Annotated in this window: 37 protein-coding genes; 30 read left to right on the forward strand and 7 right to left on the reverse strand. The window is 69.9% G+C overall.

Features of this window, described 5'->3' with window-relative positions:
- The first annotated feature begins 373 nt into the window (after window positions 1-373).
- Window positions 374-1,123, forward strand: coding sequence for a metallophosphoesterase family protein (locus JFN87_RS11175; RefSeq protein WP_209339841.1), 750 nt, complete (start codon window positions 374-376; stop codon window positions 1,121-1,123).
- A 14-nt stretch (window positions 1,124-1,137) separates the two neighbouring features.
- On the opposite strand, the gene JFN87_RS11180 is transcribed toward JFN87_RS11175, so the two are convergent.
- Window positions 1,138-2,379: a PP2C family protein-serine/threonine phosphatase gene (locus tag JFN87_RS11180; protein WP_209339842.1), complete on the reverse strand. Its 1,242-nt coding sequence runs from the start codon at window positions 2,377-2,379 to the stop codon at window positions 1,138-1,140.
- 535 nt (window positions 2,380-2,914) lie between these two features.
- On the opposite strand from JFN87_RS11180, the gene JFN87_RS11185 reads away from it, so the two are divergent.
- On the forward strand, window positions 2,915-3,892 hold the full coding sequence (locus tag JFN87_RS11185; RefSeq protein WP_245179228.1) for a hypothetical protein: 978 nt from the start codon (window positions 2,915-2,917) through the stop codon (window positions 3,890-3,892).
- Here the strand turns inward: JFN87_RS11185 and JFN87_RS11190 are convergent.
- Together JFN87_RS11190 and JFN87_RS11195 are read right to left on the reverse strand one after the other, a co-directional pair.
- Entirely contained in the window at window positions 3,828-4,808 is a 981-nt protein-coding gene (locus JFN87_RS11190) for a helix-turn-helix domain-containing protein (protein ID WP_307865404.1), read from the reverse strand. The two genes, JFN87_RS11185 and JFN87_RS11190, sit on opposite strands and share 65 nt — an antisense overlap.
- Before the next feature lie 364 nt (window positions 4,809-5,172).
- Complete coding sequence (locus tag JFN87_RS11195) at window positions 5,173-5,655, reverse strand: ATP-binding protein (RefSeq protein ID WP_372449216.1); 483 nt, start codon at window positions 5,653-5,655, stop codon at window positions 5,173-5,175.
- A gap of 119 nt (window positions 5,656-5,774) precedes the next feature.
- Here JFN87_RS11195 and JFN87_RS11200 point away from each other — a divergent pair, with 119 nt between their 5' ends.
- The 3 genes from JFN87_RS11200 to JFN87_RS11210 are packed head-to-tail and all read left to right on the forward strand — an operon-like array spanning window position 5,775 to window position 7,005.
- On the forward strand, window positions 5,775-6,626 hold the full coding sequence (locus tag JFN87_RS11200; protein ID WP_209339843.1) for a helix-turn-helix domain-containing protein: 852 nt from the start codon (window positions 5,775-5,777) through the stop codon (window positions 6,624-6,626).
- Window positions 6,623-6,802: a DUF397 domain-containing protein gene (locus tag JFN87_RS11205; protein WP_209339844.1), complete on the forward strand. Its 180-nt coding sequence runs from the start codon at window positions 6,623-6,625 to the stop codon at window positions 6,800-6,802. The genes JFN87_RS11200 and JFN87_RS11205 overlap by 4 nt, the downstream gene beginning before the upstream one ends.
- Window positions 6,803-6,816: 14 nt before the next feature.
- Window positions 6,817-7,005: a DUF397 domain-containing protein gene (locus tag JFN87_RS11210; RefSeq protein WP_209339845.1), complete on the forward strand. Its 189-nt coding sequence runs from the start codon at window positions 6,817-6,819 to the stop codon at window positions 7,003-7,005.
- 568 nt (window positions 7,006-7,573) lie between these two features.
- Here JFN87_RS11210 and JFN87_RS11215 read toward each other — a convergent pair.
- Window positions 7,574-7,951 (reverse strand): winged helix-turn-helix transcriptional regulator, encoded by a 378-nt coding sequence (locus JFN87_RS11215; protein WP_209339846.1) that lies wholly within the window; start codon window positions 7,949-7,951, stop codon window positions 7,574-7,576.
- 77 nt (window positions 7,952-8,028) lie between these two features.
- Between JFN87_RS11215 and JFN87_RS11220 the strand changes: the two genes are divergently transcribed.
- The gene (locus tag JFN87_RS11220) at window positions 8,029-8,958 is read left to right on the forward strand and encodes an NADP-dependent oxidoreductase (protein ID WP_209339847.1); all 930 of its coding nucleotides are present in this window, start codon (window positions 8,029-8,031) and stop codon (window positions 8,956-8,958) included.
- Between the two features lie 21 nt (window positions 8,959-8,979).
- On the opposite strand, the gene JFN87_RS11225 is transcribed toward JFN87_RS11220, so the two are convergent.
- Entirely contained in the window at window positions 8,980-9,384 is a 405-nt protein-coding gene (locus JFN87_RS11225) for a MerR family transcriptional regulator (protein ID WP_209339848.1), read from the reverse strand.
- 71 nt (window positions 9,385-9,455) lie between these two features.
- Here JFN87_RS11225 and JFN87_RS11230 point away from each other — a divergent pair, with 71 nt between their 5' ends.
- Entirely contained in the window at window positions 9,456-10,244 is a 789-nt protein-coding gene (locus JFN87_RS11230; RefSeq protein ID WP_245179231.1) for an SDR family NAD(P)-dependent oxidoreductase, read from the forward strand.
- A gap of 40 nt (window positions 10,245-10,284) precedes the next feature.
- On the opposite strand, the gene JFN87_RS11235 is transcribed toward JFN87_RS11230, so the two are convergent.
- Together JFN87_RS11235 and JFN87_RS11240 are read right to left on the reverse strand one after the other, a co-directional pair.
- A complete protein-coding gene (locus JFN87_RS11235) occupies window positions 10,285-10,677 on the reverse strand; it encodes a Rid family hydrolase (protein WP_209339850.1) in 393 nt (130 codons plus the stop codon).
- A 294-nt stretch (window positions 10,678-10,971) separates the two neighbouring features.
- On the reverse strand, window positions 10,972-11,133 hold the full coding sequence (locus JFN87_RS11240; RefSeq protein ID WP_209339851.1) for a TetR family transcriptional regulator: 162 nt from the start codon (window positions 11,131-11,133) through the stop codon (window positions 10,972-10,974).
- Window positions 11,134-11,210: 77 nt separating this feature from the next.
- Between JFN87_RS11240 and JFN87_RS11245 the strand changes: the two genes are divergently transcribed.
- The 23 genes from JFN87_RS11245 (at window position 11,211) to rplO (ending at window position 23,456) form a co-directional block, all read left to right on the forward strand.
- Window positions 11,211-12,359, forward strand: coding sequence for a cytochrome P450 (locus JFN87_RS11245; protein ID WP_209339852.1), 1,149 nt, complete (start codon window positions 11,211-11,213; stop codon window positions 12,357-12,359).
- Between the two features lie 161 nt (window positions 12,360-12,520).
- The gene (locus tag JFN87_RS11250) at window positions 12,521-13,177 is read left to right on the forward strand and encodes an eCIS core domain-containing protein (protein ID WP_209339853.1); all 657 of its coding nucleotides are present in this window, start codon (window positions 12,521-12,523) and stop codon (window positions 13,175-13,177) included.
- Window positions 13,178-13,620: 443 nt separating this feature from the next.
- On the forward strand, window positions 13,621-13,929 hold the full coding sequence (gene rpsJ, locus JFN87_RS11255) for a 30S ribosomal protein S10 (RefSeq protein ID WP_030903875.1): 309 nt from the start codon (window positions 13,621-13,623) through the stop codon (window positions 13,927-13,929).
- A 14-nt stretch (window positions 13,930-13,943) separates the two neighbouring features.
- Window positions 13,944-14,588: a 50S ribosomal protein L3 gene (rplC, locus tag JFN87_RS11260; protein ID WP_030903873.1), complete on the forward strand. Its 645-nt coding sequence runs from the start codon at window positions 13,944-13,946 to the stop codon at window positions 14,586-14,588.
- Window positions 14,589-14,596: 8 nt separating this feature from the next.
- Complete coding sequence (gene rplD / locus JFN87_RS11265; protein WP_209339854.1) at window positions 14,597-15,253, forward strand: 50S ribosomal protein L4; 657 nt, start codon at window positions 14,597-14,599, stop codon at window positions 15,251-15,253.
- On the forward strand, window positions 15,253-15,666 hold the full coding sequence (gene rplW, locus JFN87_RS11270) for a 50S ribosomal protein L23 (protein WP_030903869.1): 414 nt from the start codon (window positions 15,253-15,255) through the stop codon (window positions 15,664-15,666). Before rplD ends, rplW begins: the two co-directional genes overlap by 1 nt.
- A gap of 47 nt (window positions 15,667-15,713) precedes the next feature.
- Window positions 15,714-16,550 (forward strand): 50S ribosomal protein L2, encoded by an 837-nt coding sequence (gene rplB, locus JFN87_RS11275; RefSeq protein ID WP_209339855.1) that lies wholly within the window; start codon window positions 15,714-15,716, stop codon window positions 16,548-16,550.
- Between the two features lie 14 nt (window positions 16,551-16,564).
- On the forward strand, window positions 16,565-16,846 hold the full coding sequence (rpsS, locus tag JFN87_RS11280) for a 30S ribosomal protein S19 (RefSeq protein WP_030742199.1): 282 nt from the start codon (window positions 16,565-16,567) through the stop codon (window positions 16,844-16,846).
- A gap of 43 nt (window positions 16,847-16,889) precedes the next feature.
- Complete coding sequence (rplV, locus tag JFN87_RS11285) at window positions 16,890-17,237, forward strand: 50S ribosomal protein L22 (RefSeq protein WP_209339888.1); 348 nt, start codon at window positions 16,890-16,892, stop codon at window positions 17,235-17,237.
- Window positions 17,237-18,091: a 30S ribosomal protein S3 gene (gene rpsC, locus JFN87_RS11290; protein ID WP_209339856.1), complete on the forward strand. Its 855-nt coding sequence runs from the start codon at window positions 17,237-17,239 to the stop codon at window positions 18,089-18,091. Before rplV ends, rpsC begins: the two co-directional genes overlap by 1 nt.
- A gap of 5 nt (window positions 18,092-18,096) precedes the next feature.
- Window positions 18,097-18,516: a 50S ribosomal protein L16 gene (gene rplP / locus JFN87_RS11295; RefSeq protein WP_030903854.1), complete on the forward strand. Its 420-nt coding sequence runs from the start codon at window positions 18,097-18,099 to the stop codon at window positions 18,514-18,516.
- Window positions 18,516-18,743, forward strand: a complete 228-nt coding sequence (rpmC, locus tag JFN87_RS11300; RefSeq protein WP_030903853.1) for a 50S ribosomal protein L29 — start codon at window positions 18,516-18,518, stop codon at window positions 18,741-18,743. The genes rplP and rpmC overlap by 1 nt, the downstream gene beginning before the upstream one ends.
- Complete coding sequence (gene rpsQ / locus JFN87_RS11305) at window positions 18,743-19,030, forward strand: 30S ribosomal protein S17 (protein ID WP_030903851.1); 288 nt, start codon at window positions 18,743-18,745, stop codon at window positions 19,028-19,030. Before rpmC ends, rpsQ begins: the two co-directional genes overlap by 1 nt.
- Window positions 19,031-19,135: 105 nt before the next feature.
- Window positions 19,136-19,504 carry a 50S ribosomal protein L14 gene (gene rplN, locus JFN87_RS11310; RefSeq protein WP_003966950.1) on the forward strand — a complete coding sequence of 123 codons (369 nt, stop codon included), beginning with the start codon at window positions 19,136-19,138 and terminating at the stop codon, window positions 19,502-19,504.
- 2 nt (window positions 19,505-19,506) lie between these two features.
- Entirely contained in the window at window positions 19,507-19,830 is a 324-nt protein-coding gene (gene rplX / locus JFN87_RS11315) for a 50S ribosomal protein L24 (RefSeq protein ID WP_209339857.1), read from the forward strand.
- Window positions 19,830-20,387 carry a 50S ribosomal protein L5 gene (gene rplE / locus JFN87_RS11320; RefSeq protein WP_209339858.1) on the forward strand — a complete coding sequence of 186 codons (558 nt, stop codon included), beginning with the start codon at window positions 19,830-19,832 and terminating at the stop codon, window positions 20,385-20,387. Before rplX ends, rplE begins: the two co-directional genes overlap by 1 nt.
- A 5-nt stretch (window positions 20,388-20,392) precedes the next feature.
- On the forward strand, window positions 20,393-20,578 hold the full coding sequence (locus JFN87_RS11325) for a type Z 30S ribosomal protein S14 (RefSeq protein ID WP_003956452.1): 186 nt from the start codon (window positions 20,393-20,395) through the stop codon (window positions 20,576-20,578).
- A 241-nt stretch (window positions 20,579-20,819) separates the two neighbouring features.
- A complete protein-coding gene (rpsH, locus tag JFN87_RS11330) occupies window positions 20,820-21,218 on the forward strand; it encodes a 30S ribosomal protein S8 (protein WP_209339859.1) in 399 nt (132 codons plus the stop codon).
- A gap of 24 nt (window positions 21,219-21,242) precedes the next feature.
- Window positions 21,243-21,782: a 50S ribosomal protein L6 gene (rplF, locus tag JFN87_RS11335; RefSeq protein ID WP_209339860.1), complete on the forward strand. Its 540-nt coding sequence runs from the start codon at window positions 21,243-21,245 to the stop codon at window positions 21,780-21,782.
- 3 nt (window positions 21,783-21,785) lie between these two features.
- Window positions 21,786-22,169, forward strand: a complete 384-nt coding sequence (gene rplR / locus JFN87_RS11340) for a 50S ribosomal protein L18 (protein WP_209339861.1) — start codon at window positions 21,786-21,788, stop codon at window positions 22,167-22,169.
- A 45-nt stretch (window positions 22,170-22,214) separates the two neighbouring features.
- On the forward strand, window positions 22,215-22,817 hold the full coding sequence (rpsE, locus tag JFN87_RS11345; RefSeq protein ID WP_209339862.1) for a 30S ribosomal protein S5: 603 nt from the start codon (window positions 22,215-22,217) through the stop codon (window positions 22,815-22,817).
- Window positions 22,817-22,999 carry a 50S ribosomal protein L30 gene (gene rpmD / locus JFN87_RS11350; RefSeq protein WP_209339863.1) on the forward strand — a complete coding sequence of 61 codons (183 nt, stop codon included), beginning with the start codon at window positions 22,817-22,819 and terminating at the stop codon, window positions 22,997-22,999. The genes rpsE and rpmD overlap by 1 nt, the downstream gene beginning before the upstream one ends.
- 1 nt (window position 23,000) lies before the next feature.
- On the forward strand, window positions 23,001-23,456 hold the full coding sequence (gene rplO, locus JFN87_RS11355; RefSeq protein WP_209339864.1) for a 50S ribosomal protein L15: 456 nt from the start codon (window positions 23,001-23,003) through the stop codon (window positions 23,454-23,456).
- Window positions 23,457-23,606: the final 150 nt, after the last annotated feature.

Genomic DNA, 23,606 nt, shown 5'->3' on the forward strand with positions numbered 1-23,606 from the left:
CGCCGGCCCCGGCGGGCGCGTGCAGCGGGGCGAGGCGTGCTCGCCCCGGCGGTCCCGGGCCCGGAGCCTGGGGCCGTGCCGGAAGCCGCTGTGGGCTGCGCCGCGGAGGCCGCTGGCGGAGCCGGGCGCCGGCGGGCGTGCGCGACGAAACTGCCTGCCCCAGGGGGCGCCGGCCGCGGGGCGCCTTCTTCGGGTCGTGCCCGACTGTGCCGGCGGTTGGGCGCGCCCCGCGCCGGCGCCTGCGGGCAGCGGGCGGTGTTCGACGCGGGAAGGCTTCCTCGCTGGGCCGGGCCTGCGGGGCCCGGGTGCGCCTGTCCTGAGGCATCGGGCCGGACGCGCCCGGCGGGGCCGCCCCGCCGGGCATGCTGAAGGCATGACCGACTCCATCGCCGTCCTGTCCGACATCCACGGTGTGCTGCCCGCCCTGCGCGCCGTCCTCGACGAGCCCGACGTACGGGCCGCCGATCGCCTCGTCGTCACCGGCGACATCGCCGCGGGGCCGCAGCCCCGCGAGGTGCTCGACCTGCTCGAAGGGCTCGGCGAGCGCGTGGTGTGGGTGCGCGGGAACGCCGACCGCGAGCTGGTCGAGTTCCGCCGCGGGCCACGGGCGGGCGTGGACCCCGGCGACCCCGTCTCGCCGTGGGCCGCACGGCAGCTGGACGACGCCCACCTCGACCGCCTCCAGGCGCTCCCCACCTCCGTCACGCTCGGCGACGTCCTCTTCTGCCACGCCACACCGCGCGACGACGAGGAGGTCGTCCTCGTCGACTCGTCACTCGACCGCTGGTCCGAGGTACTCGACGGGGTGCCGCCCGCCGTGCGCACCATCGTCTGCGGCCACAGCCACATGCCGTTCGTGCGGCTCGCGCACGGCCGCCTCGTCGTCAACCCCGGCAGCGTCGGCATGCCGTACGGGCGCACCGGCGCGCACTGGGCGCTGCTCGGCCGGGGCGTCGAGCTGCGCGTCACCGGATACGACGTCGAGGCCGCGATCGCGGAGATCGCCGACATCACTGACGGCTCGTCCTACCCGGACGCGGCCGAGTGGGCCGACTACTTCCTGAACGCGCGCGCCTCCGACACCGAGGCGCTCACGACGTTCGCGCCGCGCGACGGGCGGTGAACCAGACTGCCGGCTCATTCGAGGCGCGCGAGGTGGCCTGCTTCGCCGCCGCGCCATTCGATGAGGAAGACGGTCGCGTCGTCACTGGTGACGCCGCCCCGTTCGCGCTTGAGGGTGTGGGAGAGCTTCCTGGCCACCGCGCGCAACGGGGTGTGTTCTCGCAGGATCTGGTTGGTCCACTCGATGAGCTGCTCCTCGCCGAACTCCTCTCCACCGGGCTGGTGCTCCTCGATCAGGCCGTCGGTGAAGCACAGGAGCCGGTCTCCGCGCCGCAGCGTCCGTTCGCTGACATGGGGCTGTTCACCGCCGAAGCCGACGGGCAGGGTGGTGGGGCTCTCCAGCCGGTCGAGCACGGCGCGGTCGCGGATCAGCAGCGGCGCGGGGTGCCCGGCGTTGACCCATTGCAGTTGGCCTGTGGTGATGTCCAGGCACATCATCTGCGCGGTGACGAAGTGGTCGGGGCCGAACTGCTCGCCGATGGCCTGGTCCATGAAGGCGTAGATCTGGGCCAGTTCGGTGTCCGCGCGGCGGGCGTGGCGGTAGGCGCCGATGGCCACCGTCGCCATGGTCGCGGCATCCAGGCCGTGGCCCATGGCGTCGATCATGGCCACGTGCAGGACGTCGTCGTTGAGCGCGTAGTCGAAGCTGTCCCCTGCCACGTTGTAGGCGGGCTCCAGAATCCCGGCGACCTCGACCTGCGGGACGATCATCGACAGCGGAGGCAACAGCGACCACTGGATCTCGGCGGCCACATCCATGGGGGCGCGGCGGCGGGCCACGAAGAACTGGTCGGTGTAGGCGTCCTTGGTGACGATCATGTCGGCGACCAGGCCCGCGAGGCGGCGCAGCAGCCGCCGCTCGTCGTCGTCGATGTCGTCGAGGGTGACGATCATGACCCCGACCTGGTCGCTGCCGTCCAGCAGGGGCAGGTACACGCGGACAGCGCCGTCCAGGGGGACCTCCACGGTCCTGCGGTGCAGGAACGCCTCGCCCGCCGGGGAGTCGTCGACCGGTTCGGGGTCGCCGACGACCAGCCGCTTGCCGGGCAGGGGCACCAGGAGCAGCTGCTCGTAGTCCTGCAGAAGGATGGAGACGTCACGTCCGCCGATGCTGGCGATCTCTTCCGCGATCAGCGGGGCGATCAGCTGCGGGGCCATCTCGTGGGCGCGGTCGAGCAGCACACCCAGCAGGCGCTCCCCGAAACCCTCCGACCGGTCCTCCTCGACCCGGTGCGGCTTTCGTTCATCATCGGTCATCGGCCCGGCCTCCTGTCGCTTCGTAGTTCTGGCAGGCCCTGTGAGGCGGGGCACCGGTAGCCGGTGGTGGGCCATGGGGCGAGGTCACCTCCGCTCCGCCGCCATGGTGTCTCACCTCTCCGGCAGTGCCACGGCACCGAATCGCCGCGGTCGCTCCATGAGGCGCGAGCCGCACGGCACTCCCGGTCCTCCTGTGTGGGGTGATCGCGGCTGCCCATGGCGCTCATGACATCCGCTCCGGCGGGTCTGACCTGCGTCTACGCCTCGGCTGCCCGCTTCGGGAACCATCGGCGGGCAGGCCGGCACACGGCCGACGGGTCATCACTTCGTTAGAGGGCGTAGCAAACGCGGTTGACCCTCACTGGGGGAAGAGGCTATGACCACCAAGGGGCGCATATGGTTCTCGCCCACCGTGCGGGACACCGAGTCCGCCCGCTCAGGGAACCTCGTGCGCATGTCACGGCGTCTTGCCTGCCAGTCACCATTGTCATCACCGTCACCACATCACACCGCCGCACGGAGGAAACGCCAGGGCATGGCACAGGACGCGAACGGCAGCAGTGTCAGGAGAGCCGCACTCGGAGTCGCCAGGTGCTACCGCGGTTGCCCTCGCGGCGGGCTGTACGGTTTCACCCTCCTCGTGTCCGCCGCGACGGCCGTGCTGAGCTGCGCGATCCTGGCCGGCGGGTTCGCGGCGACGTGGGGCGACTTCGAGCACGTCCGGCGGTACGCCGACGAGAACATCGCCAACGAGGACTCCTACGAGGCCTACGCCGACGGCGACTGGTGGCCGTTGGTGAGGGTCGGGCTCGTCGTGTTCGCGCTGGCGCTCGTCCTCGCGCTCCTCACCCTCACCGTCCTGCACACCGGGTACGCCGCCGCGCGCTCCACGCACGACGGGCAGCCGCCGGCCCGCCGTGAGTTGTGGCGGTGCATACGCCGGCGCTTTCCGGCAGCCCTCGTGGTCAACGCGCTGACGGGACTGATCGTCGGGGCCGTGGAGGTGGCGGCCTACGCCTGGTGGGTCTTCGTCGAGAGCGACGACGTGCCCGGCATCCACCCCACACCCCTGCACGAGACCGCGACCCCGCAGTACGCGCTGGTGGGCTGGGCGCTGCCGGTCGCCGTCTGGTGTCTCGCGCCAGTGCTGTACTTCCGGCTCTCGGCGGCCACCGCGGAGACGGTGCTGGAGCGCCGCAACCCGTTCGTGGCGCTGTACCGCTCCTGGGTGCTGACGCGCCGCGCACGATGGCGCGCCTTCTACCTGGGCGCGCTGGTCACCACCGCTGCCGTGCTCGTCTTCCTGGCGGGCAGGCTCGCGGCGGCGCCTCTTGCCCACTTCGCCGGACTCGGCATGCTGTGGCTCAGCGACGGCAACGTGTGGATCACGGGCGTGCTGGTCAAGGTCCTGCCCACGGTCGTGGCCTTTCTCCTGCTGACCCCGATCGTCATGCCGCCGGCGTGCACGGTGGCCGTCCGTCTCCACGGAGACCTGCGCGCGCGAGAGGGCTGACCGCCGCCTCGTTCGCCTCGTCAGGGCGGCACTCACCGCACAGCCCAGGTTCGGGCGAGCGGAACGCGCGGTCGCACGCGTCGCACGTCTGGAACGGCGGCGGCCCGCCGCCGCGCACCGCCTCCGGCGTGGGCACGGGGAGCGGCGGCGGTACGAGCTCCGCGAGCCGGTAGCGCAGGACGGCCACGGGGCTGTGCAGCTCGGACGGGAGCCCGGCGGTCAGCGCGATACGCACGGCCTCGGGCGACGCGTCCCGCGCGAGCCACTCCGCGACGGCGGGCGCGAGGCGGCGGATGTCGCGCTCGGAGAGCATGAGCCGGGGATCGTGCGTGCGCAGGCCCGCGAGGAGCGCGGCGGCGGGGGCGTGTTCCGGCAGCTGGGTCGGCACCGCTGCCGGGGGCCCGGCCGCCTCTGCGGGCGGCTCTGTGGGCGCCTCTGGTGGCGCTGACGGTGTGTCCGTCGTGTCCGTCGTGTCCGTCGTGACCGGGGCGGCCGGGGTGGCCGGGGTGGCCGGGGTGGCCGGGGCGGCCGAGTTGCCCGGGTCGACCGGCGGACCGGCGGGCCTCCGAACGGGCGGACGTCTACGACGCGTTGAGGCCGCCGTGGGATCACACTTCGAGCGCGTCGCGGTCGGGTTGTCGTAGACGTAGATGCGTGTGATGACGCGCCCGTCCGCCGTGCGTTCGCGCGGCCGCGCCAGATAGCCGTACTGCTCCAACTCCCGGAGCGCGGCGGCCACTCGGACACGGCCCTCGCGCAGGCGCGTGGACAGTGTGCGGATGTCCACGCGGGCGCCGTCCGGCAGCGACTGAAGGTGTGTGGCGAGCCCGATCGCGAGGCCCGAGAGGTGCGGGTGCTGGGCGAGGTGGTTGCCCACGACGGTGAAGCCCCGCGAGTGGGGCTCGCTGATCTTCACCAATCCGGATGGGGATCGGCGATCCGCGGAACGTGCGCGCCGTGGCGCGTTAAGCTGCTTCAAAGCCATGGGGAAGCCTCATTCTTCCTGAGTGGTCAGGCCCTCGTCCGGGATGACAGCCCGGCGGGGGCCGTTTTTGGTTGTTGGGGTCGTGCGCCTCGGAACGCTGATCCGAGGTGCTCGGCAGGTGCCGTTGCGGCCGAGCTTGCCTGCCGAGTCGCGCCGGAAGCGAGTATTCCGGGAATGATCACTCTCCCGGGTGACCTGGAGGGCCGGGGCCGCCGGGAGGTCGGGTGGGTGGGTCGGTGGGTTCTTTCTCCCGGGTTCTTTGGTCTTCTTACGGCCCGGCCGCCCGGCGTCCGGTTCACCGGAAGCCAGAAAACCGGACGCCGGTGCTGAGCGGTACGGCGGCGGGCTCTCGAAGATCGATTTCCGCCCACACCGTCTTGTGGGGCGGGCGCCCTTGCTCGACGCCCCACCGGTCGGCCAGGGCCGTCACGAGCAACAGCCCACGCCCGCCGGTCCTGTCCTCCTGCGGAGCGCACGCGGCGGGTAGGGCGTCGTGCCGCGTGTCCGTCACGCCGATGCGCAGGGTGACGTTGCCGGGCTCGCCGGCGAGCCGGAGCGCCAGCCTGAAGTCGCGTCCGGGCACCAGCCCGTGACTGACCGCGTTGGCGGCGAGCTCGGCCACGATGTGCGCGGCCGGCTCCAGGCAGAGCGCCAGCCCCCAGGCCCGCAGCTGCTCGACGGCGAGCAACCGGGCAAGACGCGCGCCGCGCCGGGTCGATGAGAGCTGCACGCTGAACTGGCGGCCCGCGAGCCGGGGAGCGCTGATTTCGTCATTCACGTCACTCAGCGTGGTGGGGTGTGCGTACGCTGTGAAGGGTGCACGGGGGTACGGACAGTGGCAGTCCTCGGGGCAGGACTGCCTGTCCACGGGGTACACGAAAGGCGCGTGCGTAGGCGATGCGTGACGATCTGGACGAGCGGGGCGGCGGGTCCGTCGACCCGGACGACGACGAGTCGAACGCGGTGATCGCGGCGGTGGGGCGGCAGTTGAAGCTTTGGCGCGAGGGCGCCGGGCTCAAACCGCAGGAGCTGGCGAACGCCCTCGGGTACAGCGACAACCTCGTGTACAAGGTGGAGGCGGGCACGCGGATCCCGCAGCCCGAGTACCTGACGAAGGCGGACGAGGTCCTGGGCGCGGGCGGAAAGATCGCGGGTATGCAGCGGGACTTGGCGCAGGCGAAGTACCCGAAGAAGGTGCGGCAACTGGCGAAGGTCGAGGCGGAGGCCGTCGAGCTGGGGGAGTACAGCAACCACAACGTGCCCGGGTTGCTGGAGACGGCTGCGCACGCGCGGGCACTGTACGAGATGCGGCTGCCCGCGTACTCGCCCGATGAGGTCGACCGGTTGGTCGAGGCGCGGCTGTCCCGGCAGGTCATCTTTGAACGCAAGCCCTTGCCGATGCTGTCGTTCATCATTGAGGAGGTCGTGCTGAGGCGGCCTCTCGGCGGTCGACAGGTGATGAAGGAGCAGCTCGAACATCTGCTGGACGCGGGTAGATTGAGGAACGTAACTATCCAGGTGATGCCGACAGATGTCGAGGTGCATGCTGGCATGAGCGGCGACTTGCGACTGCTCACCCTCGATGACGGCGCCACCGTCGGCTACTGCGAGGGGCAGCTGCCTACGCCGGTGAGTTCGGTGCCGAAGCGAGTGCGCGTGCTCGAACTGCGCTATGGAATGCTCCGGGCGCAGGCGCTCACCCCACGCGAATCACTGGCGTTCATCGAGAAAGTGGTGGGAGAAGAATGACTGAGCCGATCTGGTTCAAGAGCAGCTACAGCGGCAACGACAACGCCAACTGCGTTGAAGTGGCCTCGGCCACGGCGGCGGTGCTGGTGCGTGACTCCAAGGATGTCGAGGGCGCGCGCCTCGGCTTCGCGCCGCGCGCGTGGGCCGAGTTCGTGTCGTACGCGTCCGAGCGCTGACGGAGGGGGTCCTTGTGGCGACAGCGAATGGGCCGATCTGGTTCAAGAGCAGCTACAGCGGCAACGAGAACGCCAACTGCGTTGAGGTGGCCTCGGCCACGGCGGCGGTGCTGGTGCGTGACTCGAAGGATGTCGAGGGCGCGCGCCTCGGCTTCGCGCCGCGCGCGTGGGCCGAGTTCGTGTCGTACGCGTCCAGGCGCTGACCGTACTGCGGGTAAGCCCGCGCCTCGCGCCCGCCGCCCGGACCGTTTCGGGCGGTGGGCGCTGGTACGTCGACCAGCAGGAGTCCGAACGAGACGGACTACCTTCTCCGTTCCCCGGCCAACGCCCGATGGCTGGCCGAGAGCATCGCCCAGGACCGTGGAGGGGACGTCACCCTCCACGAGCTCGATGAAGACGGCGACGGCGACAGGGAGAGCCACCCTGTGTGAAGGCCCCGTTGACCACAAGCCTGGACGGAGTGATCCAGAGGCGTCGGAGGGCGAAGTGCGGATCGGCGGCTGCCGGTATCACTACGGCAAGTAGACGGTGCACCCGTGGGGCCGCGCCCTGCGCGGGCTCGGCCTCGGCGGGCGTGATCCAGGCGGGTTCCGGGGCATCAGCGTTGTACGTCGTGGTGGTCCACGTCGGCCAGGACGCGGGCGGCGGTGGCGAAATCGTTGTCACGGTGCAGGACGGTCAGGCCGTGGTGCGCGGCGGTCGAGCAGAGTACGACGACGACCCCGGCTGCCCGGTGCCGGCCGGTCTGTGCCAGCGGCTTCAGGCGGGCGGCTACGCCCCGCCGGCGCCGGCGTCCGCGTCGAGCGCGTCCAGGACCGCTTCGCCGTTCGCCCTCGCCCATTCCGTCAGCGTGTGGATCGGATCGATCAGCGTCACCCCGAGCGGCGTGAGCTCGTACTCGACGCGGGGCGGCGCCTCGGCGTAGGCGTGGCGGTGGATGAGTCCGTGCGCCTGGAGACGCCGGAGCGTCTGGGTGAGCATCTTGCGGGAGATGCCGCCGCCGATCAGCTCGATCAGATCCCCGTGGCGCACGGGGCCCTCGCTGAGGCCGTAGAGCACGACCACCGTCCACTTGTCGGCGATCAACTCGACCGCCATACGCCCCGGACAGTCGGCGAGAAAGAGATCACCGGGACCGTAACCGCTCATGGCGCCAACGGTACCTGCCGGTTCCTATCGAAAATCTAGCCTGGGTTCTCTCCCCCTCCGCTTGTGCAAGGAGAGTCATGCGAGTCATCACCCAGCACACGCTCGGCGGTCCCGAGGTGCTCACCATCGTGGACGCGCCCGAGCCCCGGCCCCTGCCGACCGAGGTCCTCGTCCGCGTCAAGGCGATCGGGCTGAACCCGATAGAGGCGCTCCTGCGCGCCGGCGAGATCCCCCCGCTGATGGGCCCGCCGCCGTTCGTCCTCGGCTGGGACATCAGCGGCGTGGTCGAGGAGGCGCAGACGTGGCGGTTCAGGCCCGGCGACGAGGTGTTCGGGATGCCGCTGTTCCCGCGGATGGCGAGCGCGTACGCCGAGGCCGTGGCGGCGCCCGCGCTGCACCTGGTGCGCAAGCCGGCGTCGCTCTCGCACGTCGAGGCGTCGGCGCTGCCGGTCGTCGGGCTGACGGCGTGGCAGGGCCTCGTCGATCTGGGCGGCGTGAAAGAGGGCGACCGGGTCCTGGTGCACGGCGGTGGTGGCGGGGTAGGGCATGTCGCCATCCAGATCGCGAAGGCGCTCGGGGCGCACGTGATCACCACCGCGGGCGCGAGCAAGCGGGAGTTCGTCGAGGGCTGCGGCGCCGACGAGGTGATCGACTACGCGGCCGTCGACTTCGCCGAGTCGGTGCGTGACATCGACCTCGTACTCGACACGATCGGCGGCGACACCGTCGAGCGCTCGCTCGGCGTGCTCAGGCCGGGCGGCCACCTGGTGACGGCGGTCGCCGAGGAGGACGTGGTGCTCGCCGCCAGGTACGCGGCGGCCGGCATGCGCTTCAGCGGCATCGCGGTCGACCCCGACCCGGTCGCCCTGCGAGGCCTCGTCGACCTCGTCGAACAGGGCAGGCTCCGGGTGCACGTGCAGGAGACGTTCCCGTTCGAGCGCGTCGCGGACGCGCACCGGCTGCTCGACGGCGGCCACCTGCGGGGCAAGCTCGTCCTCACCGTCTGAGCCACCACCGGTCGCCGCCCGCTACCGGGGCCCGCAGCCGAGGTCGCCGCCTGGGCGGCCGAGGTCGCCGAGGCCGGCCGGGGTCGCGGTGCCCGCGAGGTAACGGTCGAGCATCTCGCGGCGCTGGGCGATCTGCCGCTCCTGGCGGGCGAGTTCGTCGCGGACCTCCCGGACGCGGGCCAGGAGTCGCGTGCAGTCGCCCGCGGGCGGTTCCGGGGCGGTGCACGGGAGGATGTCCCGGATGATCCGGGACGGCAGCCCCGCGCGGTAGAGGTCCTGGATGAAGGCGACCTGGCGCACGGCCTCCTCGCCGTACTCCCGGTATCCGTTGGGACGGCGCTCGCTGGAGAGCAGCCCCCGGTCCTCGTAGTACCGGAGCGAGCGGGTGCTGGCCCCGGTGGCTCTGCTGAGTTCTCCGACGCGCACGCCGTACCTCCCTCGATGCCCTGAAACCAAGCTTGACATTGACGTTAATGTCAAAGTTTACCGTTCCTGGCATGACGACGAAAGAAGAGCCGAGGCGGCGGACCGCGGTCGTGACCGGCGCCGCGACGGGCATCGGGGCCGCGATCACCGAGCGGCTGGCCGGACAGGGCATGGACGTGGTCCTGGTGGCGCGGGACGGCGCGCGCCTGGAGGCGGCGGCCGAGCGGCTGCGCGCCGAGCACGGGGTCCAGGTGTCGACGCTTGCGCTTGACCTGTCGCACCCGGGTGCTCCCTCCCGGCTGGCCGAGTGGCTGGCGGGCGCGGGAACCGAGGTCGACATGCTGGTCAACAACGCCGGCGTCGCTTTCAGGGAGCCGGTCGTGGACAGCACGCCCGTGCGGATGCGGGGCCTGGTCGACCTCAATGCCGGAGCGGTGGCCGAGCTCACGGCGCTCCTGCTGCCCGCCATGGTCGCGCGGGGACGCGGGGCGATCGTCAACATCGCGAGCACCGGAGCGTACGCGCCCGCCGCTTACTTGGCCGCCTACGCGGCATCGAAGGCGTTCGTACTGTCCTTCACCCAGGGGGTGTGGGCGGAGACGAGGGGCACGGGGGTGCGGGTCGTGGCGGTCAGCCCCGGCCCGACCGACACCGCGATGGGCATGGGACGTATTCGGGGCAAGCGCGCACCCGGTTCCGTCGCGGACACCGTGATGTCCGCCTTGCGCGGCCGGGGCCCGGCCGTCGTCGACGGACGTCTCAACGCCCTCCAGACCTGGGTCTTCGGCCGCCTGCTGACCGCGTCGGCGGCTGCCCGGCTCACGGAGCGGTTCCTGCGCAGGTCGACGCACGGGGGCTGAGGCGCCGGGTTCGGCCGGTGGCCCCGGCGACCCGCCAGGCTCAGTCGACGATGGCGTCGATCTCGACCTCGACCAGCCAGTCGGGGTCGATGAAGCGCGAGACCTCGACGAAGGTGCAGGCAGGCCGGACGGACGCGAATCGTTCTCCGTGCGCGCGGGCGGCGTCGCGCCAGCGGGTCACGTCCGTCAGCATGATGCGGGTGCGTACGACATCCCGCAGCGAGGCCCCTGCTGCTTCCAACGCGGCCTCCGCGATGTCCAGGCACCTGACCGTCTGGGCATGGACATCGCCTTGTCCCACGGTCGTCCCGTCGTCCCCGATGGGAGCGGTGCCGGCGACCGCGACGTGCGCTCCCTTGCGGATTGCGCGAGAGAAGCCGATCTGCGGTTCGAGTGGTGAGCCGGAACCGACCACCTGCCGGGAGAGGTCCATCGCGCCAGCATCCCAAACGTGTGCCGCGCCAAGTGCCGCGCCCGGGGCTGTCAGCCCTTGACGGGGTCGGTCACCAGTCGCGCCACGGAGCGTTTGGCGCCTTCGACCGCCCGGTCGAACGCCCCGGCGTCCTGTTGGGCGCGGGCCAGGACGTAGCCGCCCTGCACGGCCGCGTCCGGCGCGGAACACCGTGGTCAGGCGCTCGCCGAGCCAGGTGAAGTAGTTCGCCGCCGCCGCGCGGAGGTCGTCGTCGGCGACGACCTCGTGGTCCTGCGCCAAGCGTCCCATTGCGGGTCATGGCGGCGACCGCGAGACCCGCCTTCCGGAGAAGTGGTGGCACATGCTGCCCTGGCCCGCGTGCGCGTGCTCCAGGACCATGGCCGGGCTCGTGCCCGTGTATCCGCGCTCCCACAGCAGCTCGGACATGGCCTGGGTCAGCGCGTCCTTCTTGCTCATGCGGACACCGCACCTACCGCTCGTCACAAGAGGCACGCGGGACGGGACGCGAGGCGGGACCGTAATACGCTCGTCCGATGGTCGACTCGCCCACCCTCGCCGATCTCGCGGCAGACCCCCATCCCCACCTCGCCCGGCTGCGTGCCGAGGGGCCCGTCGTGTGGCTGGACGCGCTCGGTGGGTGGGTCGTGACGCGGCGGGAGACCGCCGTCGACGTGATGCGGGACGCGGACACCTTCACCGTGGACGATCCGCGCTTCACCACCGCACGGGTCGTCGGCCCGAGCATGCTCTCCCTCGACGGGGCCGAACACGCCCGCCACCGCGAGCCGTTCGTCGAGCCGTTCAAGCCGCGGGCCGTCCGCGCCGCCTTCGCCGAGTCGACCGAGCGCGAGGCGGCGCGGCTGCTCGACGGGCTCGTCCCGCACGGCCGCGGCGAGCTGCGGCGCGGGTTCGCCGGGCCGCTCGCGGCCGTCGTCATGGCCGACGTGCTGGGGCTCGCCGACGTGCCCGTCGCCGACGTGCTCGGCTGGTACGACGAGATCGTGCGGGCCGTCGACCGGCTGACGCACGGCGCGGACGCCGGGGACGGGGGGCCCGCCGCGTACGCCGCGCTGCGGGACGCCGTCGCGGCCACCCTGCGCGCCGAGCGCGCCGAGTCGCTGCTGGTGAGCGCCGCCGGCCGGCTCGGCCTGCCGGAGATCGCGTCCAACGCGGCGGTGCTGCTGTTCGGCGGCATCGAGACGACCGAGGGCATGATCGCCAACGCGCTGTTCCACCTGCTGTCCGAGCCCGCGCTCGCCGACGAGGTGCAGGGCGACCCGGGCCTGCTGGACGGCGCCGTGGAGGAGTCGCTGAGGCTGGAGCCGGGCGCGGCCGTCGTGGACCGGTACGCGACACGCGACGTCGAACTCGCCGGGGCCAGGATCGGCGCCGGCGATCTCGTCACGGTGTCGCTGGCCGGGGCCAACCGCGACCCCGAGGTGTTCCCCGAGCCCGACCGGTTCGACCCGCGCCGCGCCAACGCGCGCCTGCACCTGGCGTTCGCGTACGGCCCGCACTACTGCCTCGGCGCCCACCTGGCCCGCCTGGAGGCCGTCGTCGCGCTGCGCGCCTGCTTCGAGCGGCTGCCGGGGCTGCGCCTCGACCCCGACCGGCCGCCGAGCGGCCCGCGCGGTCTGGTCTTCCGCAAGCCGCCCGCGCTCGACGTGTGCTGGAAGGCCTGAGCGGCCGCGCGCCGCAGGCCGCGCGCCGGCAGGCCGCGCGCCGGGCAGGCGAGTGTGCCCGAGAGGCCATCGGGGATTGCCCCGTCGTCTCTGTCGCCGCCGCCGGGTCGCGTGTAGACAGAAGAATTGGCGCTCGCTGCCCGGCAACTGGAGGACGACGCATGCGTGCACAAGAACGACCGGACAAGGACCAGGCACAGGCCGGTCCCCGGAAGCCCGCTCCGGCCATCGCGACCGGCGCCGTGCAGCGGCTTCTGGCGTCCGGTGGCCGCATGTCGCCGCACCAGGTGGGGGCCCTGCAGGGCATGGCGGGCAACGCGGCCGTCGTGCAGCGCCTGGCGCGGGACGGGGAGCAGGAGCAGCACGAGCACTCCGGTGACTGCGGCCACGCCCCGGCCGTGCAGCGGTCGACCACCGTGCCGCAGGTGCTGGGCATGCCGGGGCAGTCGTTCGCGGACCACCCCTTCCGCCCGGAGATGGAGACGCGCTTCGGCAGGCCTCTGTCCCACCTGCGCCACCACACGGACGCCGCGGCCCAGCGATCGGCGCACGAGATCGACGCCGAGGCGTACACGTCGGGGCACCACATGGTCTTCACCCCGGCTGCCATGCAGAACAAGGAGACCGTCGCCCACGAGATCGTGCACGCCCTCGATCAGGAGGAGGGCGAGGTACCCGGCACCGACCAGGGCAACGGGCTGAAGATGTCCAGCCCCAAGGACAGCGGGGAGACGTCGGCCGTGGCTCGCGCGCGCGATCTGATGAGCAAGCCCCTCACCGCTTTCGAGGCGCCTCGCGCGGACGACGACGAAGCGTAGGGCGAGCCGGCCACGCCCGCGCCGCGTCCGAAAGGGCACCCCGCGGGGCGCTGACGATTCGGACGTGTGCGCGTGGGGTAAGGTTCTCCGCCGCGATTGGCCAGGCCCCGGGGCGCTATGGCACACTGGTCCGGTTGCTCGGTTGAGTGCCGATGCTGCGCGCCTCCCGCCGGGGGGACCGGAAGCGAGTCCCACAGTACTCGTCGCCTCAACTGCCTCTCGGGCAGCGCTGGGGCGGACGTACGGGAATCTTCCGGGAAGCGTCGCGGGGTACCAGCCAGGCGCCGGTGGTGGTCGGTCTCCTCTGATCGACCGGGTTCCGTTTCCCCCGCTCGATGGGTTCCCGCAAGGGACTCAGCCGTAAGGGGAACGCGACACGCCCGACCGCGTGGGTCGGCCAGTGGCGGCAGAGCGGTAAGACAGAGACAGGAATTCGAAGAAGCATGCCGGGACAGAAGATCCGCATCCGGCTCAAGGCCTACGACCACGAGGTCATCGACTCCTCGGCGAAGAAGATCGTCGAGACGGTGACCCGCACTGGTGCGTCGGTCGCGGGCCCGGTGCCGCTGCCCACAGAGAAGAACGTGTACTGCGTCATCAAGTCGCCGCACAAGTACAAGGACGCGCGCGAGCACTTCGAGATGCGCACGCACAAGCGCCTGATCGACATCCTCGACCCGACGCCCAAGACCGTTGACTCGCTGATGCGCCTGGACCTTCCGGCCGGCGTCGACATCGAGATCAAGCTCTGAGAGGCGCGGAAGAGATGACCAAGCAGATCAAGGGCGTCCTGGGCGAGAAGCTCGGCATGACCCAGGTCTGGGACGAGAACAACCGTGTCGTCCCGGTGACCGTCGTCAAGGCCGGACCCTGTGTCGTGACCCAGGTCCGTACGAATGACTCCGACGGCTACGAGTCGGTCCAGATCGCCTTCGGCGAGATCGACCCGCGCAAGGTGAACAAGCCCCTCAAGGGCCACTTCGCCAAGGCCGACGTGACCCCCCGCCGCCACCTCGTGGAGCTCCGCACCTCGGACGCGTCCACGTACACGCTCGGCCAGGAGGTCAAGGCCGACGTGTTCGAGTCCGGGATCAAGGTCGACGTCACCGGCAAGAGCAAGGGCAAGGGCTTCGCCGGTGTCATGAAGCGTCACAACTTCAAGGGCCTCGGCGCCGGTCACGGTACCCAGCGCAAGCACCGCTCTCCCGGCTCCATCGGTGGCTGCGCCACCCCGGGCCGCGTGTTCAAGGGCCTCCGCATGGCGGGCCGCATGGGCAACGAGCGGGTCACCACCCAGAACCTGACCGTGCACGCCGTGGACGCGGAGAAGGGCCTGCTGCTCATCAAGGGCGCGGTCCCCGGTCCGAACGGCGGTCTCGTTCTGGTTCGTACCGCGGCCAAGGGGGCCTGAGGTAAACCATGAGCACCATTGACATCCTTTCGCCCGCGGGCGAGAAGTCGGGCAGCGTCGAGCTTCCCGCGGAGATCTTCGACGCCAAGGTCAGCATCCCGCTGATCCACCAGGTCGTCGTCGCGCAGCTGGCCGCCGCCCGCCAGGGCACGCACAAGGCCAAGACGCGTGGCGAGGTCCGCGGTGGCGGCAAGAAGCCGTACCGCCAGAAGGGCACGGGCCGCGCCCGCCAGGGTTCGACCCGCGCGCCGCAGTTCGCCGGCGGTGGCGTCGTCCACGGCCCCGTGCCGCGTGACTACTCGCAGCGGACCCCGAAGAAGATGAAGGCCGCCGCGCTGCGTGGCGCCCTCACCGACCGTGCCCGCAACGCACGCGTGCACGTCGTCTCCGGCGTCATCGAGGGCGACACCGCGTCCACCAAGGCCGCGAGGACCCTGTTCGGCAAGATCAGCGAGCGCAAGAACCTGCTCCTGGTCGTCGAGCGCGCCGACGAGGCCGCGTGGCTGTCCGCGCGCAACCTGCCCCAGGTCCACATCCTGGAGCCGGGCCAGCTCAACACGTACGACGTGCTCGTCTCGGACGACGTGGTCTTCACCAAGGCCGCCTTCGAGTCCTTCGTCGCCGGCCCGAACAAGGCCAACGAAACCGAAGGGAGCGAGGCCTGATGGCTACGCGTCACCCCAGCATCGCGCCCAAGGCGGCCAAGGCCGCCAAGGCGAAGCGCCTGGCCAAGGCCAGGAGCGGCGTCAAGGGCCCGGTCGTCGAGACCCCGCTGAGCAAGTCCCTCGCGGACCCGCGCGACATCCTCGTCAAGCCGGTCGTCTCGGAGAAGAGCTACGCCCTGCTCGACGAGAACAAGTACACGTTCGTCGTCGACCCGCGCGCCAACAAGACCCAGATCAAGCAGGCCGTCCAGGCGGTCTTCCAGGTCAAGGTCACCGGCGTCAACACGATCAACCGGCAGGGCAAGCGCAAGCGCACCCGCACCGGTTTCGGCAAGCGGGCTGACACCAAGCGCGCCATCGTGACCCTCGCCGAGGGCGACCGCATCGACATCTTCGGCGGCCCGACCTCCTGACGGAGGCCGGATCGTTTCGAAGTCCGGAATCTTCCGAGGACTTAAGAATGGGTATCCGCAAGTACAAGCCGACGACCCCGGGCCGTCGTGGCTCAAGCGTCGCCGACTTCGTCGAGATCACGCGGTCCACGCCGGAGAAGTCGCTGGTCCGCCCCCTGCACAGCAAGGGCGGCCGCAACAACGCCGGTCGTGTGACCGTCCGCCACCAGGGCGGCGGCCACAAGCGCGCCTACCGTGTCATCGACTTCCGTCGGCACGACAAGGACGGCGTCCCCGCCAAGGTCGCGCACATCGAGTACGACCCCAACCGCACCGCGCGCATCGCGCTGCTGCACTACGCGGACGGCGAGAAGCGCTACATCCTCGCCCCCGCGGGCCTGGAGCAGGGCGCCCGCATCGAGGCCGGCGCAGGCGCCGACATCAAGGCGGGCAACAACCTGCCGCTGCGCCACATCCCCGTCGGTACCACGGTGCACGCCATCGAGCTGCGCCCCGGCGGCGGCGCCAAGTTCGCCCGCTCCGCGGGCTCCTCGGTGCAGCTGCTCGCGAAGGAGGGCTCCATGGCCACCCTTCGCATGCCGTCGGGCGAGGTCCGCATGGTCGACGTGCGCTGCCGCGCCACCATCGGCTCCGTCGGCAACGCCGAGCAGTCGAACATCAACTGGGGCAAGGCCGGCCGCATGCGGTGGAAGGGCGTCCGCCCGACCGTCCGCGGTGTCGCCATGAACCCGGTCGACCACCCGCACGGTGGTGGTGAGGGCAAGACCTCCGGTGGCCGCCACCCGGTCTCCCCGTGGGGTCAGAAGGAAGGTCGTACTCGGGCTCCCAAGAAGGCGAGCAACAAGTACATCGTCCGCCGCCGCAAGACGAACAAGAAGCGCTAGGAGCGGGTTTCAAGATGCCGCGCAGTCTCAAGAAGGGGCCCTTCGTCGACGACCACCTGATCAAGAAGGTGGACGTGCAGAACGAGGCAGGCACCAAGAACGTCATCAAGACCTGGTCCCGTCGCTCGATGATCGTCCCGGCCATGCTGGGCCACACGATCGCGGTGCACAACGGCAAGATCCACGTCCCGGTGTTCATCACCGAGTCGATGGTCGGCCACAAGCTCGGCGAGTTCTCGCCGACTCGCACCTTCCGCGGCCACGTCAAGGACGACCGGAAGTCGAAGCGCCGCTAGCAGCGGGGTGGAACCGATCATGACAAACACCGAAGGGACAACCATGGAAGCCAGGGCCCAGGCGCGGTACATCCGCGTCACGCCCATGAAGGCCCGCCGTGTGGTGGACCTCATCCGTGGCATGGACGCCACGGAGGCTCAGGCGGTCCTGCGTTTCGCCCCGCAGGCCGCGAGCGAGCCCGTTGGCAAGGTGCTGAACAGCGCCATCGCCAACGCGGCCCACAACTACGACCACACCGACGCCACCTCGCTGTTCATCAGTGAGGCGTACGTCGACGAGGGCCCGACCCTGAAGCGGTTCCGGCCGCGCGCCCAGGGTCGCGCGTACCGGATCCGTAAGCGGACCAGCCACATCACCGTGGTCCTCAGCAGCAAGGAAGGAACCCGGTAATGGGCCAGAAGGTAAACCCGCATGGGTTCCGGCTCGGCATCACCACGGACTTCAAGTCCCGCTGGTACGCCGACAAGCTGTACAAGGACTACGTCAAGGAAGACGTCGCCATCCGCAGGATGATGACGAAGGGCATGGAGCGTGCCGGCATCTCCAAGGTGGAGATCGAGCGCACCCGCGACCGCGTCCGCGTCGACATCCACACCGCCAGGCCTGGCATCGTCATCGGCCGCCGCGGCGCGGAGGCCGACCGCATCCGCGGCGAGCTGGAGAAGCTCACCGGCAAGCAGGTCCAGCTGAACATCCTCGAGGTCAAGAACCCCGAGACGGATGCCCAGCTGGTCGCGCAGGCCGTCGCCGAGCAGCTGTCCTCCCGCGTCTCCTTCCGTCGCGCCATGCGCAAGAGCATGCAGTCGACGATGAAGGCCGGCGCCAAGGGCATCAAGATCCAGTGCGGTGGCCGCCTCGGCGGCGCCGAGATGTCCCGCTCGGAGTTCTACCGCGAGGGCCGCGTGCCCCTGCACACGCTCCGCGCCAACGTCGACTACGGCTTCTTCGAGGCCAAGACCAGCTTCGGCCGCATCGGCGTGAAGGTCTGGATCTACAAGGGCGACGTCAAGAACATCGCTGAGGTCCGCGCGGAGAACGCCGCGGCTCGCGCCGGCAACCGCCCGGCCCGTGGTGGCGGCGACCGCCCGGCCGGCCGTGGTGGCCGCGGTGGCGAGCGCGGCGGCCGTGGCCGCAGGCCGCAGCAGCAGGGTGACCGGCAGAGCCAGGCGACCGAGGCCCCCAAGGCCGAGGAAGCCACCGCTGCCGCGCCGGCCCCTGCCGAGAGCACCGGAACGGAGGCCTGACCGCCATGCTGATCCCGCGTAGGGTCAAGCACCGCAAGCAGCACCACCCGAAGCGCAGCGGTATGTCCAAGGGTGGTACGCAGGTCACGTTCGGCGAGTACGGCATCCAGGCGCTGACCCCGGCGTACGTGACGAACCGCCAGATCGAGGCCGCTCGTATCGCCATGACCCGCCACATCAAGCGTGGCGGCAAGGTCTGGATCAACATCTACCCGGACCGCCCGCTCACCAAGAAGCCCGCCGAGACCCGCATGGGTTCAGGTAAGGGTTCGCCCGAGTGGTGGATCGCGAACGTCAAGCCCGGTCGGGTGATGTTCGAGCTGTCGTACCCGAACGAGAAGACCGCTCGTGAGGCGCTCACCCGCGCTGCTCACAAGCTCCCGATGAAGTGCCGGATCGTGCGGCGCGAGGCAGGTGAAGCGTGATGTCGGTCGGCACCAAGGCCTCTGAGCTGCGCGAGCTGGGCAACGAGGAGCTTGTCGGCAAGCTCCGGGAGTCCAAGGAAGAGCTGTTCAACCTCCGCTTCCAGGCGGCGACGGGGCAGCTTGAGAACCACGGCCGCCTCAAGGCCGTGCGTAAGGACATCGCGCGGATCTACACCCTGATGCGTGAGCGCGAGCTGGGCATCGAGACAGTGGTGGAGAGCGCCTGATGAGCGAGAGCAACGTGACTGAGACGAACACCGCCGAGCGCGGTTTCCGCAAGAGCCGTGAAGGCCTGGTCGTCAGCGACAAGATGGACAAGACCGTCGTCGTCGCCGTCGAGGACCGCGTCAAGCACGCCCTGTACGGCAAGGTCATCCGCCGTACGAACAAGCTCAAGGCCCACGACGAGCAGAACGCCGCCGGCGTCGGCGACCGCGTACTCCTCATGGAGACCCGGCCGCTGTCGGCGACCAAGCGCTGGCGCGTCGTCGAGATCCTCGAGAAGGCCAAGTAACCCCCTCCGAGGGGGAGTTCGCCCCCTCGGAACAGTTCCGCCAGGCTCCGGGGGCCGCCGTTTGCGGCAGCCCCCGGGGAACCGGCAGACGATCAGGAGATAGACGTGATCCAGCAGGAGTCGCGACTGCGTGTCGCCGACAACACGGGTGCGAAGGAAATCCTCACCATCCGTGTTCTCGGTGGCTCCGGTCGCCGCTACGCGGGCATCGGTGACGTCATCGTCGCCACCGTCAAGGACGCGATCCCCGGTGGCAACGTGAAGAAGGGTGACGTCGTCAAGGCGGTCATCGTTCGCACCGTCAAGGAGCGCCGCCGTCAGGACGGGTCGTACATCCGCTTCGACGAGAACGCCGCCGTCATTCTGAAGAACGACGGCGACCCCCGCGGCACCCGCATCTTCGGCCCCGTGGGCCGTGAGCTGCGCGAGAAGAAGTTCATGAAGATCATCTCTCTCGCGCCGGAGGTGCTGTAGGTATGAAGATCAAGAAGGGCGACCTGGTCCAGGTCATCACCGGTAAGGACAAGGGAAAGCAGGGGAAGGTCATCGTGGCCTACCCCAAGCAGGACCGTGTCCTCGTCGAGGGTGTCAACCGGGTCAAGAAGCACACCAAGACCGGCCAGACCGCTCGCGGTTCGCAGACCGGCGGCATCATCACCACCGAGGCGCCCGTCCACGTCTCCAACGTCCAGCTGGTCGTGGAGAAGGACGGCAACAAGGTCGTGACCCGCGTCGGTTACCGCTTCGACGACGAAGGCAACAAGATCCGCGTTGCCAAGCGGACCGGTGAGGACATCTGATGGCTACCACCACTGCGCCGCGTCTCAAGACGCGCTACCGCGAGGAGATCGCGGGCAAGCTGCGTGACGAGTTCAAGTACGAGAACGTCATGCAGACCCCCGGTCTCGTCAAGATCGTGGTCAACATGGGTGTGGGCGACGCCGCCCGCGACTCGAAGCTGATGGACGGGGCGATCCGGGACCTCACCGCGATCACCGGCCAGAAGCCCGCCGTCACCAAGGCCCGCAAGTCCATCGCGCAGTTCAAGCTGCGCGAGGGCCAGCCGATCGGTTGCCACGTCACGCTCCGTGGCGACCGCATGTGGGAGTTCCTGGACCGTACGCTGTCGCTCGCGCTGCCGCGTATCCGTGACTTCCGCGGCCTGTCCCCGAAGCAGTTCGACGGCCGTGGCAACTACACCTTCGGTCTCACCGAGCAGGTCATGTTCCACGAGATCGACCAGGACAGGATCGACCGGGTCCGGGGCATGGACATCACCGTGGTCACCACGGCGACCAATGACGACGAGGGTCGTGCCCTGCTGCGTCACCTCGGCTTCCCGTTCAAGGAGATGTGACCGACGTGGCGAAGAAGGCTCTGATCGCTAAGGCCGCCCGCAAGCCGAAGTTCGGTGTGCGCGCGTACACGCGCTGCCAGCGCTGTGGCCGGCCCCACTCCGTGTACCGCAAGTTCGGCCTGTGCCGCGTGTGCCTCCGTGAGATGGCGCACCGCGGCGAGCTGCCGGGCGTGACCAAGAGCTCCTGGTAGTCCTCCGCCTCGTACGGAGAACCACCCGGAGTCTCTCGGTAGGCAACTGGTTGGCAGGAGCCCTTCCCCGCATGGCTTAGGCTTGTGGGGTTGGGCCCCTGCCGCCCGACATCAGCGGGCACCGTCCCGCACGTGCTGCTTACTACGCCGTAGGTCCCCGCGTCACACCTGCCCCGTCTCGGATCGGGGAGAGGGACGACGCATACAGGAAACCCCGGCGAGAGAGGCCGAAGGCCAATTCATGACCATGACTGATCCCATCGCAGACATGCTCACGCGTCTGCGTAACGCGAACTCGGCATACCACGACACCGTCGTGATGCCGCACAGCAAGATCAAGTCGCACATCGCTGAGATCCTCCAGCAGGAGGGCTTCATCACCGGCTGGAAGACCGAGGACGCCGAGGTCGGCAAGAACCTCGTCCTGGAGCTGAAGTTCGGCCCGAACCGCGAGCGTTCGATCGCCGGCATCAAGCGCATCTCCAAGCCGGGTCTCCGCGTGTACGCGAAGTCCACCAACCTGCCGAAGGTCCTCGGCGGCCTGGGCGTGGCGATCATCTCCACGTCGCACGGTCTCCTGACCGGCCAGCAGGCGGGCAAGAAGGGCGTGGGTGGGGAAGTCCTCGCCTACGTCTGGTAACTCGGGAACGGAAGGAGAAAGCTCATGTCGCGTATCGGCAAGCTCCCCATCCAGGTTCCCGCCGGTGTGGACGTCACCATCGACGGCCGTACGGTCTCCGTGAAGGGCCCCAAGGGCTCCCTCGCGCACACCGTTGCGGCTCCGATCGAGGTCACCAAGGACGACGACGGCGTCATCAGCGTCACGCGTCCGAACGACGAGCGTCAGAACAGGTCGCTGCACGGCCTGTCCCGCACGCTGGTGGCGAACATGATCACCGGCGTGACCCAGGGGTACACCAAGGCGCTCGAAATCAGCGGTGTCGGTTACCGCGTCCAGGCGAAGGGCTCCAACCTGGAGTTCGCGCTTGGCTACAGCCACCCGATCACGGTCGAGGCGCCCGAGGGCATCAGCTTCAAGGTCGAGTCGCCCACGAAGTTCTCGGTCGAGGGCATCGACAAGCAGAAGGTCGGCGAAGTCGCTGCCAACATCCGCAAGCTGCGCAAGCCCGACCCGTACAAGGCCAAGGGCGTCAAGTACGCGGGCGAGGTCATCCGCCGCAAGGTCGGAAAGGCTGGTAAGTAAGCCATGGCATACGGTGTGAAGATCGCCAAGGGCGACGCGTACAAGGCCGCTGCCATCAAGCGCCGTCACATCCGCGTCCGCAAGAGGATCTCGGGTACGTCGGAGCGTCCGCGCCTCGTCGTGACGCGTTCCAACCGCCACATGGTGGCGCAGGTCGTCGACGACATCGCGGGCCACACGCTCGCGTCGGCGTCGACCCTGGACACCTCCATCCGCGGTACGGACGGTGACAAGAGCGACCTGGCGAAGAAGGTCGGTTCCCTGGTCGCGGAGCGCGCCAAGGCCGCCGGCATCGAGGCCGTCGTGTTCGACCGTGGTGGCAACAAGTACGCCGGGCGCATCGCCGCTCTGGCTGACGCCGCCCGCGAAGCCGGTCTGAAGTTCTAGTCCGGTTCCCACGCACAGCGGACGTAACAGAGAGAGGTAATTCCAATGGCTGGACCCCAGCGCCGCGGTAGCGGTGCCGGTGGCGGCGAGCGGCGGGACCGGAAGGGCCGTGACGGTGGCTCGTCCGCCGACAAGACCGCATACGTTGAGCGCGTCGTCGCGATCAACCGTGTCGCCAAGGTTGTGAAGGGTGGTCGTCGCTTCAGCTTCACCGCGCTGGTCGTGGTGGGCGACGGTGACGGCACCGTCGGTGTCGGCTACGGCAAGGCCAAGGAGGTGCCGGCCGCCATCGCCAAGGGTGTTGAGGAGGCCAAGAAGCACTTCTTCAAGGTCCCCCGTATCCAGGGCACCATCCCGCACCCCATCCAGGGTGAGAAGGCCGCGGGCGTCGTCCTGCTGAAGCCTGCTTCCCCCGGTACGGGCGTCATCGCCGGTGGCCCGGTGCGTGCCGTCCTGGAGTGCGCGGGCGTGCACGACATCCTGTCGAAGTCGCTCGGCTCGGACAACGCGATCAACATCGTGCACGCGACGGTCGCGGCCCTCCAGGGCCTGCAGCGTCCCGAGGAGATCGCGGCCCGCCGCGGTCTGCCCCTCGAGGACGTCGCCCCGGCGGCCCTGCTGCGTGCGCGTGCGGGAGCGGGTGCGTAATGGCCCGCCTCAAGATCACGCAGACGAAGTCGTACATCGGCAGCAAGCAGAACCACCGCGAGACGCTGCGTTCGCTCGGGCTCAAGCGCCTGAACGACGTCGTCGTCAAGGAGGACCGCCCCGAGTTCCGCGGCATGGTGCGAACCGTCCGCCACCTCGTGACGGTCGAGGAGGTCGACTGACATGGCGGAGCAGAAGCCGCTGAAGGTCCACAACCTCCGTCCTGCCCCGGGCGCCAAGACCGCCAAGACCCGTGTGGGTCGTGGTGAGGCGTCCAAGGGTAAGACCGCTGGTCGTGGCACCAAGGGCACGAAGGCCCGCTACCAGGTTCCGGAGAACTTCGAGGGCGGGCAGATGCCCCTCCACATGAGGCTCCCGAAGCTGCGGGGCTTCAAGAACCCGTTCCGCACCGAGTACCAGGTCGTCAACCTGGACAAGCTCTCGGCCCTCTACCCGGAGGGTGGCGAGGTCACCGTTGACGACCTCGTGGCCAAGGGCGCGGTGCGCAAGAACAGCCCGGTCAAGGTTCTTGGCCAGGGCGAGGTCTCCGTGGCGCTGACGGTGTCGGTGAACGCCGCCTCCGGCTCCGCCAAGGAGAAGATCACCGCCGCCGGCGGTACCGTCACCGAGTCCGCCTGAGCGGACTTCGTGGCCTGAAACATCTGACCGGGGATACCTCTGTGAAAGGGGTATCCCCGGTTGGTCGTTCCGCCGAAGCCACTGCCCCCGGTATGGTGGCGTGGATTGTTGCTGTAACCACCGGGCCTCCCGTCCGCTCACAGGGCGGTC

Origin of the sequence: Streptomyces montanisoli (assembly GCF_017813245.1) — a bacterium.
In the GTDB taxonomy this organism is placed as follows: domain Bacteria; phylum Actinomycetota; class Actinomycetes; order Streptomycetales; family Streptomycetaceae; genus Streptomyces; species Streptomyces montanisoli.

Coding starts and splice junctions, on each gene's coding strand:
- JFN87_RS11175 (WP_209339841.1), top strand. CDS start 374: ATGACCGACTCCATCGCCGTCCTGTCCGACATCCACGGTGTGCTGCCC.
- JFN87_RS11180 (WP_209339842.1), bottom strand. CDS start 2,379: ATGACCGATGATGAACGAAAGCCGCACCGGGTCGAGGAGGACCGGTCG.
- JFN87_RS11185 (WP_245179228.1), top strand. CDS start 2,915: ATGGCACAGGACGCGAACGGCAGCAGTGTCAGGAGAGCCGCACTCGGA.
- JFN87_RS11200 (WP_209339843.1), top strand. CDS start 5,775: ATGCGTGACGATCTGGACGAGCGGGGCGGCGGGTCCGTCGACCCGGAC.
- JFN87_RS11205 (WP_209339844.1), top strand. CDS start 6,623: ATGACTGAGCCGATCTGGTTCAAGAGCAGCTACAGCGGCAACGACAAC.
- JFN87_RS11215 (WP_209339846.1), bottom strand. CDS start 7,951: ATGAGCGGTTACGGTCCCGGTGATCTCTTTCTCGCCGACTGTCCGGGG.
- JFN87_RS11220 (WP_209339847.1), top strand. CDS start 8,029: ATGCGAGTCATCACCCAGCACACGCTCGGCGGTCCCGAGGTGCTCACC.
- JFN87_RS11230 (WP_245179231.1), top strand. CDS start 9,456: ATGACGACGAAAGAAGAGCCGAGGCGGCGGACCGCGGTCGTGACCGGC.
- JFN87_RS11235 (WP_209339850.1), bottom strand. CDS start 10,677: ATGGACCTCTCCCGGCAGGTGGTCGGTTCCGGCTCACCACTCGAACCG.
- JFN87_RS11240 (WP_209339851.1), bottom strand. CDS start 11,133: ATGAGCAAGAAGGACGCGCTGACCCAGGCCATGTCCGAGCTGCTGTGG.
- JFN87_RS11245 (WP_209339852.1), top strand. CDS start 11,211: ATGGTCGACTCGCCCACCCTCGCCGATCTCGCGGCAGACCCCCATCCC.
- JFN87_RS11250 (WP_209339853.1), top strand. CDS start 12,521: ATGCGTGCACAAGAACGACCGGACAAGGACCAGGCACAGGCCGGTCCC.
- rpsJ (WP_030903875.1), top strand. CDS start 13,621: ATGCCGGGACAGAAGATCCGCATCCGGCTCAAGGCCTACGACCACGAG.
- rplC (WP_030903873.1), top strand. CDS start 13,944: ATGACCAAGCAGATCAAGGGCGTCCTGGGCGAGAAGCTCGGCATGACC.
- rplD (WP_209339854.1), top strand. CDS start 14,597: ATGAGCACCATTGACATCCTTTCGCCCGCGGGCGAGAAGTCGGGCAGC.
- rplW (WP_030903869.1), top strand. CDS start 15,253: ATGGCTACGCGTCACCCCAGCATCGCGCCCAAGGCGGCCAAGGCCGCC.
- rplB (WP_209339855.1), top strand. CDS start 15,714: ATGGGTATCCGCAAGTACAAGCCGACGACCCCGGGCCGTCGTGGCTCA.
- rpsS (WP_030742199.1), top strand. CDS start 16,565: ATGCCGCGCAGTCTCAAGAAGGGGCCCTTCGTCGACGACCACCTGATC.
- rplV (WP_209339888.1), top strand. CDS start 16,890: ATGGAAGCCAGGGCCCAGGCGCGGTACATCCGCGTCACGCCCATGAAG.
- rpsC (WP_209339856.1), top strand. CDS start 17,237: ATGGGCCAGAAGGTAAACCCGCATGGGTTCCGGCTCGGCATCACCACG.
- rplP (WP_030903854.1), top strand. CDS start 18,097: ATGCTGATCCCGCGTAGGGTCAAGCACCGCAAGCAGCACCACCCGAAG.
- rpmC (WP_030903853.1), top strand. CDS start 18,516: ATGTCGGTCGGCACCAAGGCCTCTGAGCTGCGCGAGCTGGGCAACGAG.
- rpsQ (WP_030903851.1), top strand. CDS start 18,743: ATGAGCGAGAGCAACGTGACTGAGACGAACACCGCCGAGCGCGGTTTC.
- rplX (WP_209339857.1), top strand. CDS start 19,507: ATGAAGATCAAGAAGGGCGACCTGGTCCAGGTCATCACCGGTAAGGAC.
- rplE (WP_209339858.1), top strand. CDS start 19,830: ATGGCTACCACCACTGCGCCGCGTCTCAAGACGCGCTACCGCGAGGAG.
- rpsH (WP_209339859.1), top strand. CDS start 20,820: ATGACCATGACTGATCCCATCGCAGACATGCTCACGCGTCTGCGTAAC.
- rplF (WP_209339860.1), top strand. CDS start 21,243: ATGTCGCGTATCGGCAAGCTCCCCATCCAGGTTCCCGCCGGTGTGGAC.
- rplR (WP_209339861.1), top strand. CDS start 21,786: ATGGCATACGGTGTGAAGATCGCCAAGGGCGACGCGTACAAGGCCGCT.
- rpsE (WP_209339862.1), top strand. CDS start 22,215: ATGGCTGGACCCCAGCGCCGCGGTAGCGGTGCCGGTGGCGGCGAGCGG.
- rpmD (WP_209339863.1), top strand. CDS start 22,817: ATGGCCCGCCTCAAGATCACGCAGACGAAGTCGTACATCGGCAGCAAG.
- rplO (WP_209339864.1), top strand. CDS start 23,001: ATGGCGGAGCAGAAGCCGCTGAAGGTCCACAACCTCCGTCCTGCCCCG.